Below are 13,978 nucleotides of genomic sequence, written 5' to 3' on the forward strand. Positions count from 1 at the left end.
AACAGAATGTTCCTTTTTCGAAATTTTATACGCTTTTATTTTTCTTCTACACCCGTCATGCTCTGGTGATGTACGGTCTGCATAATACTCTCCTGCTGTCGCTCGATATGCTCGCGGATCATCTTCTGTGCGCCTGCAAGATCCCGATTTTTCATACGTTCATAGAGGGCATCGTGCTCCTCAACCAGGGAACGTCGGGATTTTACATCCTTTAAATATTCAATCCGGTAACGGTACATTTGCTCCCGCAGATTGTTCAGCAGCTGAATCAGGCGCTCGTTGTTCGTCGCCTGATAAATCACATCATGGAATGCCACATCTGCCTGTGCAAGCTTCTGCAGATCATCCGTCTCTGTTGTCTCCAGCATTTGTTCAAAGCTGCGCGATGCCTGATAAAGCTTCTGCAGTTCGCTCTCTGTAATCCGCTGACACGCCAGTTTTACCGCCAGCTCCTCCAGTCCAAGCCGCACCTCCAGCACATCGTTCAGGTCTTTTTCCGTGATCTGTGCTACCTGCGCACCCTTCCGCGGCACCATGATCACAAGGCCGTCCAGCTCCAGCATACGGATCGCCTCGCGGATCGGGGTACGCGAAACGCCGAGCTGATTTGCCAGCCGGATCTCCATCAGCCGTTCACCCGGCTTTAACTCCCCGCGCAGAATCGCCTGGCGCAGCGTGCGGAACACGACATCGCGGAGCGGAAGGTACTGATAATCCTCCATCTGCAGGTCTAACTCATTTTTTGCCATACTTTGTACCTCCCGGTTTTGATACTGTAGTCAGGAATGTCTGTTTCGACAGTCCGCTTATTTTTAACTGATCGCGGGCAAATTCTGCCTTGTCCGGATCGTCGAAAATGCCGAATACGGTCGGGCCGCTGCCGCTCATCATCGCATTGACCGCACCGTTTTTCATCATCTGTGCCTTGATCTCATCGATCACCGGATACGCCGGACACGTCACGGATTCCAGCACATTTCCCATGCGGTCCGTGATGCCGTACAGATCGTGATTCCGGATCGCCTGTACCATGCCATCGATATCAGGATGATCTGTCACCTCGTCAAGATGCAGGTTTCCATAGACAAATTTCGTCGAAACATTGATGCCCGGTTTTCCGATCAGCACGTAGCACATCGGTACGCCGGGAAGGGATGTCAGCTTTTCGCCGATTCCTTCTGCCAGCGCTGTACCGCGCATCACACAGTACGGAACATCCGCACCGATCTGCACACCCCGCTCCATCAGCTGGCGTTTCGTCAGACCCAACTGAAACATGCGGTTAATTCCTACCAGTGCTGCTGCCGCATCCGAGCTTCCGCCCGCCATGCCGGCCGCTACCGGGATAAATTTTGTCAGGTTCATATCGACACCCTGACGGATATCGAATTCATCCATCAGAATCTTTGCCGCTTTGTATACGAGATTTCCGTCATTACACGGAAGAAACGGCAGATTGGTTGTCAGCCTTATGCCGGGTTCTTTGCTCTCCTTTATTTCCAGCTGATCGTACATCTGGATCGTCTGCATTACCATGCGGACTTCATGGTAACCATCCTCTCTTTTTCCGGTCACATCAAGACCAAGATTTATTTTTGCAAGCGCACGCAGTTTCATCGTAAGCACCACCTTCGGTAATGTTTTTTGTATACATAGATATTAATGGATTTTTCTTCTATTTTCAAGCTTTATCTTCTGTTTTTGTACATAATTTTATACAATTCAGTTCAACAGACTTAGAAACGCAGGCGTAAGCAGTGGCTGCGTGAAACGACCAAGAACAAAATAAGAGTTTACGAACCTGTCGAAACTTGCTATAATTTTCATCAGATATCAGGGCAAAAGATCAAAAAGCCGGTGCAAGCTCGCTTGCAAGAGGATTTTTGATCTCTTGACCCCAACATTTTTGCCAGATGCCAGAGCATGTCTGAAAAAAACTTTTCGTAAGCTGCGAATCTCAGATTACGGAAAATTTTCTCAAACACGCTCTAGAGCGTGTCTGAAAAAGGCTTTTCGCAAGCTGCGAGTCCCAGTTTGTGGGAGATTTTGTCCGAATGAGGGCGGCGTAGCGGGCTACGGCAACCGAATGAGGGCAAAATATACCATAAAGTGGGGCTTGCAGATTGCGGAAATGATTTCTCAAACACGCTCTAGCTTCTGCGAAGGAAAAGGAAGTAGCTTTTTATGAGTTCACAAAGATCTTATTCATTTTCCCGCCAGGTTCTGGTCAACGGAATCCGCGATGGCATTCCGATCGGGCTTGGCTATTTTGCGGTCTCGTTTTCGCTCGGCATTGCAGCGCGTAAGGCAGGTCTTAGTCCTTTTCAGGGCTTTCTCGCCAGTCTTTTCAACAATGCTTCCGCCGGAGAATACGCTGCCTTTACACTGATTGCCGCCAACGCAGGCTATCTGCAGGTCGCTATCATTACGCTCATCGCCAATGCGCGGTATCTTCTGATGAGCTGTGCGCTTGCCCAGCGCTTTTCGCCGGACACGCCGTTTTTCCACCGTTTTCTCATTGGTTACGATGTAACGGATGAACTGTTTGGCATCACAATCGCGCGCCCGGGCTGGCTGAATCCGTATTATACATACGGTGCCATTCTCGTCGCTGCTCCCGCGTGGTCGATCGGCACGGCTCTTGGCATTATTGCCGGAAATCTGCTGCCGCTGCGCGCTGTCAGTGCCTTAAGCGTGGCGCTGTACGGCATGTTCCTTGCAATCATCATTCCCCCGGCGCGAAAGAGCCGTGTGGTAGCGGGTCTTGTTGCCGTCAGCTTTTTCTTAAGCTTTATCTGCAGCTATCTCCCGGGCATCTCCACTCTCTCCGACGGAACCAGAACGATTCTGCTCACCGTTCTGATTTCCTGCGCCGGAGCTATCCTGTTCCCGGTAAAGACAGAGGAGGAAAATGCTGATGTACAATAATTATATCTATATCGCCGTCATGGCCCTGGTTTCCTACACCATCCGGATTCTGCCGCTGACGCTGATCCGGAAGCCGATTAAAAATCAGTTTATTCAGTCGTTTCTGTACTACGTTCCATACGTGACGCTGTCCGTCATGACCTTCCCGGCGATTGTCCATGCAACACAGAGCCCTGTTTCCGGCGCACTCGCGCTTGTCGTCGGCATCGCAGCCGCATGGTTTGGTGCAAGCCTGTTTCAGGTTTCGGTGGTATGCTGTGCCGTGGTGTTTGTGATTGAATTGTTTTTGTAATAGAAATGAGCCGCCCTGTGGGAACAATCCTTTTCCCCGGGGCGGCCCGTTTTGTATGTATTACTTTTCTGTTTCTGTTTTTCTGAAATGATAAACGCTGACCGAAGCCGCCGGCAGTGCAATCTGGAAGGAGTCTTTTTCCCGTGCAGGTGCTTTTCCTTCTTTGCAGCGGACTCGGTTCGGATGTTTCGCATCATTGTAGTTCTGCGGATCTTTGGAGTACAGTGTTTTGGCCTCAACAAATTCCGGACACTGTTTGAATTTCAATTCGATTTTCTTTGATTCGCTGTAGCTTGTATTTACGAGGTTGACGTAGATATCATCATTTTTGATCGAAGCAAAGATGCAGACCTCAGGATCTTTGTTCTTTTCCTCAAAGCCAAGCGTATACGCACCCTGATGCACCTGATACATATCGAACACATCGTAGTTTGGTGTCAGAATACAATGCTCACCATCCGTCAGGAACAGGGAATTCAGGACATTGACAGACTGTGCCACACATGCCATGCGCACATCCCCGGTATTGCGGTGGAAGATGTCGAGCGTCAGTGCAGTTGTAACGGCATCGCGCATCGTACACTGCTGATACAGCGCCGGGCGCGCATTAAACGCACTGCTGTGCCAGTTGCCCCACTCACCGACAATCAGTTCACATTTTCTCGGTGCCGCCTGGAACGGACCCTCCGGTTTCGGAAGTGCCTCAAGACCAGCGTCTATCAGGCGGCGCTGCTCGTGAATGACATTTTCCAGCTCTTTGCATCCATTGATCACATCATACCACTGTTTTTCATCAAACTTTTTCTCTGTCTGAAGCTGTTTCAGGTTCCAGTTGTAAAAATGAAGATCATAGCCGTAAAGCGATGGCATACGGTATTTTCCCATCTCCTTAAAAAAGTCTTTCGTCCACGCAGCACGTTCTTTCGGCTTATTTCCATCCGGGCCGCTGGCGATGCATTTCATGGAAAATGCCTGATCGCCGCCTCCAAACGACGGACAGGAGGAACTGAATTTCCGGTATTCGTTCGCATACATCTGCGGCGTCATTTTTCCACCGCCGTCCCATACTTCATTTCCGATACCCCAGTATTCAATCTCGAACGGTTTTTCATGGCCGTTTGTTTTTCGTTCCTGCGAAAGTGCCGTCGGCTCTTTGCGGTTACAGTACTCCATCCACTCTCGCATCTCGGATGGAGAGCCGGTCATCATATTGATATTAAACCATGGCTTCGCGCCGATCATCTCGCAAAATTCCATCATCTCGTGTGTACCGAACTGATTGGGATCCGTCTCGAAAGTACCGAAGTTTTCATTGTATGTAACCGGCCGCTGCTCCCGCGGGCCAATACCATTCCGCCAGTGATACACATCCGCAAAGCATCCGCCCGGCCAGCGGATCACCGGCGGGTGCAGCTTCTGAAATGCATCCACAAGGTCTTTTCGGATTCCATGATAATTCGGAATTTCCGAATCCTCTCCAACCCAGATTCCATCATAAATACAGGAGCCAAGAAACTCGATAAAGTGTCCCTGCAGTTCCGGGTAAATATATTTTTCTCCAGCTAATTTTCGAAACGTAATCTTCTGCATAAAAATCCTCCAAATGAAAGCGTGATGTGTATTTTTGCTACTTTTCAGTATAGGACACTTTGAAAGGAAATACAATTTAATCTAAAAAAAGTCTTATGGATTCCTGTTTTTCACGGTATTTCTCTACATATTGCAATTCTCTGCTTGACATCTAATATTATCAGTGATATATCAATAGTATAATCAGAGCAGATACAAGATTTACAACTTACGAACAATAGAAAAAACTACACAGGAGAATTTTCATGGATCAGAAATTATATGACAGTTATGTAAAGATTTTAAAGAACGAGCTTGTTCCGGCGCTTGGCTGTACAGAGCCGATTGCCATCGCCTATGCGGCAGCCAAAGCACGCGAAGTGCTCGGAGAGATGCCAGAATCGATTGAGCTTTGCTGCAGTGGAAACATCATCAAAAACGTAAAGGGTGTTAAAGTTCCAAATTCCAACGGTCTGAAGGGCATTGATGTTGCGGCAACGCTTGGCGTCGTCGGAGGCTGTGCCGAACGCGAGCTTGAAGTACTTGAAGATGTGACCGAGGCAGATATTGAAAAGACAAAAGAACTGGTACAGCAGGGATTCTGTACCTGTACTTTAAAAGAAGGCGTAGAGAATCTTTACATTGTTGCAAAAGTCATTGCCGGAGAGCACAGCGCGGAGGTAACGATTGTAAACCGTCATACCCTGATTTCACGCATCGTAAAAGATGGTGAGATACTTTATCAAATTGCGGCTCATGAAGATTCCCCTGAATACGTTGATAAAAGTGTGCTGAACGTCAAGGATATTCTCGAATTCGCCGATACTGTGAAGATCGAAGATGTCAAAGAAATCCTCGACCGCCAGATCACCATGAACTCTGCGATTTCTGACGAAGGTCTCCGCCACGCTTACGGTGCACAGGTCGGCCGCACTCTGCTGAATGAGTACGGCGATGACGTAAAAATCCGCGCCCGCGCCCATGCAGCTGCCGGTTCCGATGCCCGTATGAGCGGCTGCTCTCTTCCGGTCGTCATCAATTCCGGCAGCGGAAACCAGGGCATGACCGTTTCCCTTCCTGTCATCGAGTTTGCAAAAGAATGGAACGTTTCCCAGGAAAAACTGTACCGCGCACTCGTTGTCAGCAACCTGATCGCGGTTCATCAGAAAAAATATATTGGAAGTCTTTCCGCTTACTGTGGCGCCGTCAGCGCAGGCTGTGGAGCCGGCGCCGCCATTACCTATCTTTCCGGCGGATCCTATGAGGATGTTAGCCTGACGATCGTCAATACCATTGGAAACGTCGGCGGTATTGTCTGCGACGGGGCAAAATCCTCCTGTGCGGCGAAAATTGCATCCGCTGTTGACGCTGCTATTCTCGCCCACTACATGGGCCAGCATCACAGAAGTTTTCAGCCGGGCGAAGGTATTGTTCGGGAAGATGTGGAAGATACGATTAAAAGTATGGGATATATCGGAAGAGTCGGCATGAAAGATACCGATACGGAAATTCTGAATATTATGATTGACCGGGTGGATGTGAACGAGGTCTGCTAATAAAAGAATAACTGATTTTGCTCAATTGATACATGCCTTGTTTTATGGTAACATATACATAAGTTTTGATACTATGTCTAAAAAGCCAGCATGCATAGTCTCTGGCGCGTGTTTGACAAGAAAGGAATGACCGAAATGAGCAAATTAAGTATTCCCGTTGGCATCTCAAATTTCGAAAAAATCCGTAATGGTGGATTTTACTACATTGACAAAACAGGTCTGATTGCAGAACTTGTGAGATCATCAGCAGAAGTGACATTAATTACACGACCCCGACGTTTCGGAAAAACGCTTGGCATGAGCATGCTGGAGAGTTTTTTTGACATCCGCAAAGACTCAAAAAAACTATTCGATGGCCTCGAAATTTCACACCAAAAGAATTTATGTGAGAAATGGATGAATCAATGGCCTGTTGTGTTTTTATCGCTCAAAAATGTTGACGGTATTCATTTTTCAGATGCTTACCAACAGCTGGTCTATGAAATTTCCCTTCTTTATCAGCAGCATGATAACCTTTTGAAAAGTACAGCTTTAAGTGATCGGGATAAGTTTCTTTTTAAACAGCTGCAGGAACGACAAGCCGGAAAAACGGATATTATGCGTTCCCTCCAGTTTCTTACGCGGCTGTTGGAACAGCATTATGGAAAAAAAGTGATCCTGCTGATTGATGAGTATGATGTGCCAATCGCCAAGGCGAACAGTCACGGATACTATAATGAAATGATGGATGTTATAAAGGGATTGATGCAGGCATTAAAAGATAATCCATCTCTTCACTTTGCTGTTATCACAGGATGTCTGAAAATTGCAAAAGAAAGTATCTTTACAGGAACAAATAACTTTGTCTCGGATACAATTACCAATTCCCGACTGAATGAATATTTTGGCTTTGTTCAGCATGAAGTCGACCAGCTTCTCCTTTCTGCAGATTTTACAGATAAAGCATCTGCCATGAAGGAGTGGTATGACGGCTATCATTTTGGTACTTTCGATGTTTACTGCCCCTGGGATGTGATGAATTATCTTCTGGAATTGCAGCGAAATCCCCAGGCAAGTCCTGTCAGCTACTGGAAAAACACGAGTGACAATGCCATCATCCGGTCTTTCATTGACTACGCCGGAAGCAGTATTACAAAAAAACTCGAAACTTTAATGGCTGCCGGATCCATTGTGCAGCGTGTAGATGAAAATCTAACGTATGATTATCTACATTCCTCTGAAGATAACCTCTGGAGTCTGCTGTATCTGACAGGATATCTTACAAAAGCCCAAACTACGATTGATACAGATGAACTGCCTCCAGGAATGATGGAGCTGAAAATTCCGAATGCTGAAATCAAAGAAATCTTTGAGACAACAGTGGTCCGCTGGTTTGATGAAAGTGCAAAAACCTGGAACCGGAAAACACTGTTTGATGCCATCTGGAGTGGTGACTGCGATCGTATTACGCAAGAACTGACGGCTCTTCTTCGAAGAACGATCAGTTATCACGACTATCGGGAAGACTTTTACCATGCATTTCTTGCCGGAATCTTTACCGGGGCCGGTTACATGGTAGATTCTAACAAAGAACACGGCGAAGGCCGCAGCGATGTCGTTTTGTATGATTCCATTAACGGCCGGGTGGCAGTTTTTGAAGCAAAATATACGAAGGCTCTGGAAAATCTGAGTTCCGCATGCGACAGCGCCTTACAGCAGATGAACGAGAAGATGTACGCAAAGGAATACGAGGATGACTACGATCAGATTTTCTGTTATGGAATTTCATTTTTTAAGAAACGCTGTCTGGTAAAAAAGGTACTGTGAAAGATCTCTTCTCCCGCAGAAAAGTTTTCTTTACAGCATGCACAGGTCTCTATCAAAAACGTCAAAAGTACAATTCTATTTTTCCAGATATCATTGGTATATAATAGAATCTTGACTTCTGACGTTTTTTCGTTCTTTTTTAGATCTTTTGTCTTTATCCTGTTTTATTTTACTCTTCCGCTATTCCATTCGGAATTATACCTCATAATTTCAAAATGACATGACCTCTTTAAAAAGCAAGGATGATGTGCTGACGCTGTTCGTTCACCTTGGGTATCTCGCTTATGATAAAAAGACACGGGAAGTATTTATTCCAAACAAAGAAACACTGGAAATTTGCAAAAGAAATAGTCTATATACAAAAACAGTCGTCCAAGCTATATCATAGCCGACGACTGTTTTTCTATGTAATTACGTTTTCTCACCCGCAAAAATCCGCCAGATCCTCTTTCAGATAATTCAGCGTTTTCTCCAGATCTTTTTCCCGAATACTCTGCATGATATCGGTATGATGTGCAATATCCAATGCCGGATTCACGTTGGACCATGTCTGCCAGTAAAACTGAGCATAAGCACGTTTTAAGACGTTCATGGTTCGCTCGAGTTCCTGATATGCATAAGCATTTCCGGAGAAGGAGATTAATTTCAGATGAAATGCCGTATTCGCCTCCCAGTGATCCCATACGCTGTCGGTGCTCTGTTTGCATCTCTCATCAATCTCGGCAAGCTCCGCCAGATTTTCTTCGGTGATATGTCCGATCGACTGACGAAGATATCCGCCCTCGAGAACAAGGCGGAAATCCAGAATATTCTGTGCCTCTTCGCGGGACACGCTGACAACCTGGTAGCCGAAGCGCGGGAAGCTGCGGAGGATTCCCTCATTGCAGAGCGTCACAAGGGCTTCACGGATCGGTGTCTTGCTGCAGCCGAATTTCTGTACCAGCTCCTGCTCGTTGATAATTTGATTGGGTTTATATTCATCGGTAAAAATGCCGTTCAAAATGGCCTGATATACCATATTTTTAAGGCTTTCCTGTTGTTTTTTCATAAGGGGAAACTCCTTATCTTTTATTTTCTTCACTTTTGCGCATCCTGATTTTTTTCTTCTCCAAATGCGCCCTGTTTTTTATCTTAACAAATTTTTTTTTGCTTGTAAATGCCGTGCTCCCAGATTTTTACCGGTAAAAAAGAGGAAAATGATGTTTTCACCATTTTCCCTCTTCTGTTCCCTCATTGGACGTTATCGCTTATTCTGTCTGCCGTCAGATTACATACTCATTCGACTTCTGCATCTGCCATTCCACCAGATCTGCCAGCGTAATATTGTCCACCACACTGTTGATGGCATCGTTCAGTTTTTTCCAGAGCATCACCGTAACGCACTGATCTTCCCTGCCGCAGTCGGCGCCGTCTTCTACACAGTCCACCGGCGCAAGGCTGCCCTCGGTCAGACGCAGGATCATGCCCACGGTATATTCTTCCGGCTTTCGTTTCAGGGAATAACCGCCCGCCGGGCCGCGCACACTTTTTACGAAACCAGCTTTATTCAAAATCGAGATGATCTGTTCCAGATATTTTTCCGAAATCTCCTGCCGCTTTGCCACATCTTTCAAACGCACCGGTTCGCCGGTATTGTTGAGTGCCAGATCCAGCATCAGACGAAGCGCATACCGTCCTCTTGTCGAAACTTTCATTTTATTTCCTCCGAATATATGTCATGATAAAAATACCTTCTTTTATTTTATTCCATATTCTCTACATATTCAATAGGAAATATAACACAAACCCAAAGCATGTCCGAAAAATGCAATAACTTTTTATCCGCTTTCCATGCTTACTTATCATCTCAAATCCTGCGCAATCTCTTCTCCCATCTTCTCTACCGCATCCACAATCTCCCGGATCTGCTCTCCGGTAATTCCATCGATATGCACGCCACCGGTGCAGACGGTCACGGTACGGCAGGCACAACAGATTTTTTCCGCCAGCATCCGGCACAGTACCTCATCTTTATGTCCGGTGCGGTTCCATACCGAGGAAGTCGCACTCCAGCTCCCGTCTCCGGTCAGCGATTCCCGTGGTACGGCCTGCACCACACAGCCGATATGCGGCTTTTCTCCTCCGGCGAGACAGATCTGAAAATCTTCACCGATCTTCATTACCGTCACTTCCATCGTGCCTCCTGTAGCTGTTGTCTTTTTTGTCAGCATCCTTTCCATCTCCGGTACTCCTTTACTTCCACGCCGAACGGCAAAAGCAGTTTGGCCGCAAGATGTGTCACCATATCGTCGATGGACTCCGGTTTCTGATAAAAGGTCATCATCGGCGGAACAATCCATACATTTGACAATCTCGACAGTTCGTACAGATTCCGCAGATGAATTTCACTCATCGGTGTCTCCCGCGCTGCCAGTACAAGCGGGCGTTTCTCCTTGATCGTCACATCCGCCGCACGCAGCAGCAGATTGTCGGTGTATCCGCTTACAATTCCTGCCGCTGTTTTCATGCTGCACGGCACAATCACCATGCCTTCTGTCCGGTACGACCCGCTCGCCGGGCCTGCACCGATGTTGTCCTGCTCGAGCACTTCATCTGCCAGCGCTTCCACCTGCGAAACACTCCAGTCTGTCTCCTGTTCCAGCGTCAGCTTTGCACTGCGGCTCATCACCAGAAGGGAACGGTATTCTTCGTTATCCTGCAGAATTTCGAGACATTTGATCAGCAGCGGCATTCCGCTCGCCCCCGATGCGCCGACTACAATTCGTTTTTCCACAGCCATCCGTCACACGCCTCCCTTTATCCACAGATTCCGTCAATCCATGCGAATAACTCGTCGAGATCGTAGTCGCCCGCATGCGGTGTATTCCATGGGGAATGATAATCCACCTCACAGCCTGCCTCACGAAGTTTTAATACCAGCATCGCCGAGATCACCAGCGAGGTATCGCGGTCGCACTCGCCGTGGCGGATGCGGAAATGGTGTGCCTTTTGCGCCATTTCATCCATGACATATTCCATTGGATTCAGCATTTTCACGATCTTTTTTTCTGCGCGCTCACCCTGCACTTTGGTGTTGGCCGCACTGTATTCCGTGAAATGACGGCAGTTCGTCATCTCATTTCCAAACAGATCATTCTCCGGGCTTTCCAGATCCAGCGCATCGAAGGCCGGTGCGGTTTTCATGCGGGTGATGTCTTTGACATACGCCGCAAAATCCATGCTCTGCACTTTGCCGTTTTCGATGGTCAGCCACGTTTTATCCGCTAAATCCACGCCGCCGTCAAGCGCTCTCTGTGCGGATTCCATCACAATGTGTTTGACATACTCTTTCAAAGAACCTTCGCCGTCCGCATCGAGCGTCAGCGGAGCTCCGTTTTCGTCTTTTAATCCAAGGCTGCTCACATACGCCGGAAACAGGGCTTTTTCCTCAACGGACACGCGGATCTGTTCTTCCGTCATCTCGCCGTCCACCGGTGTGAAAACCGGGCGGCCGCCCTCGTCCATTTTCATGTTTGCGCGGTGGAAATCATTCACACTGCAGAACTCCCACTCATACGCCATGTCCGCGTGCTCCAGATTGATGATCGGGCAGTAACAGGAGGCCGCAAACACATCATCCCCAGCATCCGCTGCGCCGAGCGCCTGCAGATACGGCTCGTAGTCAGGGTGGTTTCCCGTGCTTCCCATCAGGGATGACAGTGCGCCGCCGGCACTCGTTCCGTTGGTGATGATTTTATTTTCATCGCCAGGCAGCTCATCCGCCAAAAAGTGAAGATACCGCACAGCCGCTTTATAATCCACTACGCACGCAGGTGCTTTCCCATTATAATGACCGTCCTCACCCTTCTGCACTCTGCCGCGGATCGCTGGAGATGCTACGACATAGCCGTGCTGTAAGGCGCGGAAAATCGTATTCGGTTTTCCCTGTAAAAACGGATTCGCTCCCGGCTCGTCCGCCGGACCCGGCATATAGCCGCCAACAGTATTCGGCATGAAAACCGGCGCGCTCAGTAAATCGTAACCGTTGATGGACGTTCCCTCATAATAACTCTCCGGCACAAAGAGATTCATTTTCTGAAACTCCACATTGACCGGTTTTTCCACATAAACCAGGTCACGGAACGCCCGAAACCGGACCGTCTCCCCGCACAGTGTTACTTCTTCTATGGTATAATGATTTTTCTTAAATTTCAGCATATCACAATGCTCTCCCTTTCCCAAAAACGTATTCTTTATTCCTCATCCAGCCAATGCTTCGGATCGACTTCCATAAATCTCGCCCGCACAAACCGTTCTTTTTGATCGTACGGCACCGTACAGTCGAAAATCGTCTTGCATGCAATCCCATGATCGCGGATCGACGGTGAACACGTCGGATCGTTCGACGGATCGAGCGGATGGCACCGCACGCCTGGAATTGTGATGATGTCCGCGTCACCCTGGAATCTCGTATTCATTGCCCAAATCACATCGTTCATATCAAAGCAGTCCACATCCTCGTCCACCAGAAAAACGTGTTTCAGCTCACTGAACGCCGAAAATGCCAGCAATGCTGCCTGACGCTGTCTTCCCTCGTCGCTGGGACTCAGTTTTTTGAACTGGAGAACCGCCATATACTTTCCGCCGCCTGCGGAACCGCAGTACACATTCTGGAGCCGTCCCGGCATCGCTTTTTCTACCATGCTGTAGATGCTCGCCTCGGTCGGAATACCAGCCATCGAAACGTGCTCTTCACTTGGTCCGATGCAGGTCTGCATAATCGGACTGCGGCGGTGTGTCACGGCTTTTACTTTAATCAGACGGCACTGATCACTTGCCGGGCCGGTGTAGCCCGGGAACTCCGGCATCGCATAGCCAGTGTGGCTGTTCTGGTCCTCCTGCACACGCACACCCGGGATGACCTCGCCCTCGATGACGTACTCTGCATTTGCAATCGCCATCTCCTTCACGGAAACGCAGCGGCACAGTTCTACCGGCTCTTTCCGCAGTGCACCCGCAACGGAAAGCTCATCGTAACCGAGCGGTGTTGTCGGCGGCTCGAAACAGGAACCGATCTCAATCGCAGGATCAACACCGATACTGATGGAAATCGGAAGTGTCTGTCCCAGTTCCTCCGCGCGGTCTGCCATTGCGCCGATGTGGCGTGCGCCCGGGGTGAAGAAAATCGAAAGCTCGTCTTTTCCCTGAATGCAGAGACGGTGAATCGTCACATCATGCAGTCCGGTGTCCGGATGGGAGGCGTAGCACATGCCGAGCGTGATGTACGGGCCGGCATCATCCGGCGTATTCGTCGGCGCCGGGACGAGACGGTTCAGATCAAAATCGGGATCGGTCGCCAGATGTACCACTTCCTGGCATGGCGGCGCGCCCTGAAATTCAACCGGTGCAATCGGCTCTTCTACGCTGTGATACAGCATTTTTCCAAGACTCTCCGGCTCGCAGTCCAGCAGGGCAGCCACGCGTTTCCGGCTTGCCAGAACACCAATCGCAACGCTGGCGTCCGGGTGCCCTTTTACGTTGCGAAAAATCATCGCCGGGCCTTCTTTCGTCGGACGCTTTACGGTCCCGCCCGCACCGACGTAACGGTAAACACCGGCAAGCTCCGCCATCGGATCAACCTCAACGTCTGTCTCGGCAAGCTGTCCCGGCATATTTCTCAATCGTTCCAGCGCACTACGCAGATCTCTTACTTTTTCAGCCATAGTTCTTCTCCTTTTATTCTATCGACGGCGCCCCGAAGGATGCCTTTTCATCCTCATTTTCTACCCTTATTGTAAAAAGAAACCTTTGTGGAATCAATTCGATTTGTGGTACAATTGTTTCCAGA

Annotated in this window: 14 protein-coding genes and 1 pseudogene; 5 read left to right on the top strand and 10 right to left on the bottom strand. The window is 48.5% G+C overall.

Going from position 1 to position 13,978, the window contains the following annotated elements; all coding sequences use genetic code 11:
* Positions 1-35 precede the first annotated feature (35 nt).
* From DWX26_RS14360 to DWX26_RS17765, 3 genes are all read right to left on the bottom strand, one after another.
* Positions 36-749 carry a GntR family transcriptional regulator gene (locus DWX26_RS14360; protein WP_055221789.1) on the bottom strand — a complete coding sequence of 238 codons (714 nt, stop codon included), beginning with the start codon at positions 747-749 and terminating at the stop codon, positions 36-38.
* Positions 736-1,617 carry a 4-(cytidine 5'-diphospho)-2-C-methyl-D-erythritol kinase gene (gene ispE, locus DWX26_RS14365; protein ID WP_118601672.1) on the bottom strand — a complete coding sequence of 294 codons (882 nt, stop codon included), beginning with the start codon at positions 1,615-1,617 and terminating at the stop codon, positions 736-738. The genes DWX26_RS14360 and ispE overlap by 14 nt, the downstream gene beginning before the upstream one ends.
* A gap of 340 nt (positions 1,618-1,957) precedes the next feature.
* Positions 1,958-2,101, bottom strand: coding sequence for a DUF6783 domain-containing protein (locus tag DWX26_RS17765; RefSeq protein WP_319638357.1), 144 nt, complete (start codon positions 2,099-2,101; stop codon positions 1,958-1,960).
* Here DWX26_RS17765 and DWX26_RS17770 point away from each other — a divergent pair.
* From DWX26_RS17770 to DWX26_RS14380, 3 genes and pseudogenes are all read left to right on the top strand, one after another.
* A pseudogene (locus DWX26_RS17770) lies at positions 2,060-2,188 on the top strand (DUF6783 domain-containing protein); the annotation flags it as partial. The gene DWX26_RS17765 and the pseudogene DWX26_RS17770 overlap by 42 nt on opposite strands.
* Positions 2,185-2,928, top strand: coding sequence for an AzlC family ABC transporter permease (locus DWX26_RS14375; RefSeq protein WP_022462149.1), 744 nt, complete (start codon positions 2,185-2,187; stop codon positions 2,926-2,928). The pseudogene DWX26_RS17770 and the gene DWX26_RS14375, both read left to right, overlap by 4 nt.
* On the top strand, positions 2,918-3,220 hold the full coding sequence (locus DWX26_RS14380) for an AzlD domain-containing protein (protein ID WP_330423017.1): 303 nt from the start codon (positions 2,918-2,920) through the stop codon (positions 3,218-3,220). Before DWX26_RS14375 ends, DWX26_RS14380 begins: the two co-directional genes overlap by 11 nt.
* 60 nt (positions 3,221-3,280) lie before the next feature.
* Here the strand turns inward: DWX26_RS14380 and DWX26_RS14385 are convergent, their stop codons facing one another.
* Positions 3,281-4,810, bottom strand: a complete 1,530-nt coding sequence (locus tag DWX26_RS14385) for an alpha-N-arabinofuranosidase (RefSeq protein WP_118601674.1) — start codon at positions 4,808-4,810, stop codon at positions 3,281-3,283.
* A 245-nt stretch (positions 4,811-5,055) separates the two neighbouring features.
* On the opposite strand from DWX26_RS14385, the gene DWX26_RS14390 reads away from it, so the two are divergent.
* On the top strand, positions 5,056-6,345 hold the full coding sequence (locus DWX26_RS14390; RefSeq protein WP_117762092.1) for an L-cysteine desulfidase family protein: 1,290 nt from the start codon (positions 5,056-5,058) through the stop codon (positions 6,343-6,345).
* 135 nt (positions 6,346-6,480) lie between these two features.
* Positions 6,481-8,151: an AAA family ATPase gene (locus DWX26_RS14395; protein ID WP_118601675.1), complete on the top strand. Its 1,671-nt coding sequence runs from the start codon at positions 6,481-6,483 to the stop codon at positions 8,149-8,151.
* Positions 8,152-8,572: 421 nt separating this feature from the next.
* On the opposite strand, the gene DWX26_RS14400 is transcribed toward DWX26_RS14395, so the two are convergent.
* The 6 genes from DWX26_RS14400 to DWX26_RS14425 form a co-directional block, all read right to left on the bottom strand.
* A complete protein-coding gene (locus DWX26_RS14400) occupies positions 8,573-9,199 on the bottom strand; it encodes a GntR family transcriptional regulator (protein ID WP_117762094.1) in 627 nt (208 codons plus the stop codon).
* Between the two features lie 214 nt (positions 9,200-9,413).
* Positions 9,414-9,845, bottom strand: coding sequence for an RrF2 family transcriptional regulator (locus DWX26_RS14405; protein WP_055226207.1), 432 nt, complete (start codon positions 9,843-9,845; stop codon positions 9,414-9,416).
* A 147-nt stretch (positions 9,846-9,992) separates the two neighbouring features.
* The gene (locus DWX26_RS14410; RefSeq protein WP_118601676.1) at positions 9,993-10,361 is read right to left on the bottom strand and encodes a prenylated flavin chaperone LpdD; all 369 of its coding nucleotides are present in this window, start codon (positions 10,359-10,361) and stop codon (positions 9,993-9,995) included.
* A complete protein-coding gene (locus tag DWX26_RS14415) occupies positions 10,355-10,930 on the bottom strand; it encodes a UbiX family flavin prenyltransferase (protein WP_117762096.1) in 576 nt (191 codons plus the stop codon). The genes DWX26_RS14410 and DWX26_RS14415 overlap by 7 nt, the downstream gene beginning before the upstream one ends.
* A 17-nt stretch (positions 10,931-10,947) precedes the next feature.
* Positions 10,948-12,348, bottom strand: a complete 1,401-nt coding sequence (locus DWX26_RS14420) for a subtype B tannase (RefSeq protein WP_055267175.1) — start codon at positions 12,346-12,348, stop codon at positions 10,948-10,950.
* A 35-nt stretch (positions 12,349-12,383) separates the two neighbouring features.
* The gene (locus DWX26_RS14425) at positions 12,384-13,853 is read right to left on the bottom strand and encodes a UbiD family decarboxylase (RefSeq protein WP_055267177.1); all 1,470 of its coding nucleotides are present in this window, start codon (positions 13,851-13,853) and stop codon (positions 12,384-12,386) included.
* Positions 13,854-13,978 lie beyond the last annotated feature (125 nt).

It is taken from the genome of Blautia sp. AF19-1 (genome assembly GCF_003479155.1).
Classification (GTDB): domain Bacteria; phylum Bacillota; class Clostridia; order Lachnospirales; family Lachnospiraceae; genus Fusicatenibacter; species Fusicatenibacter saccharivorans.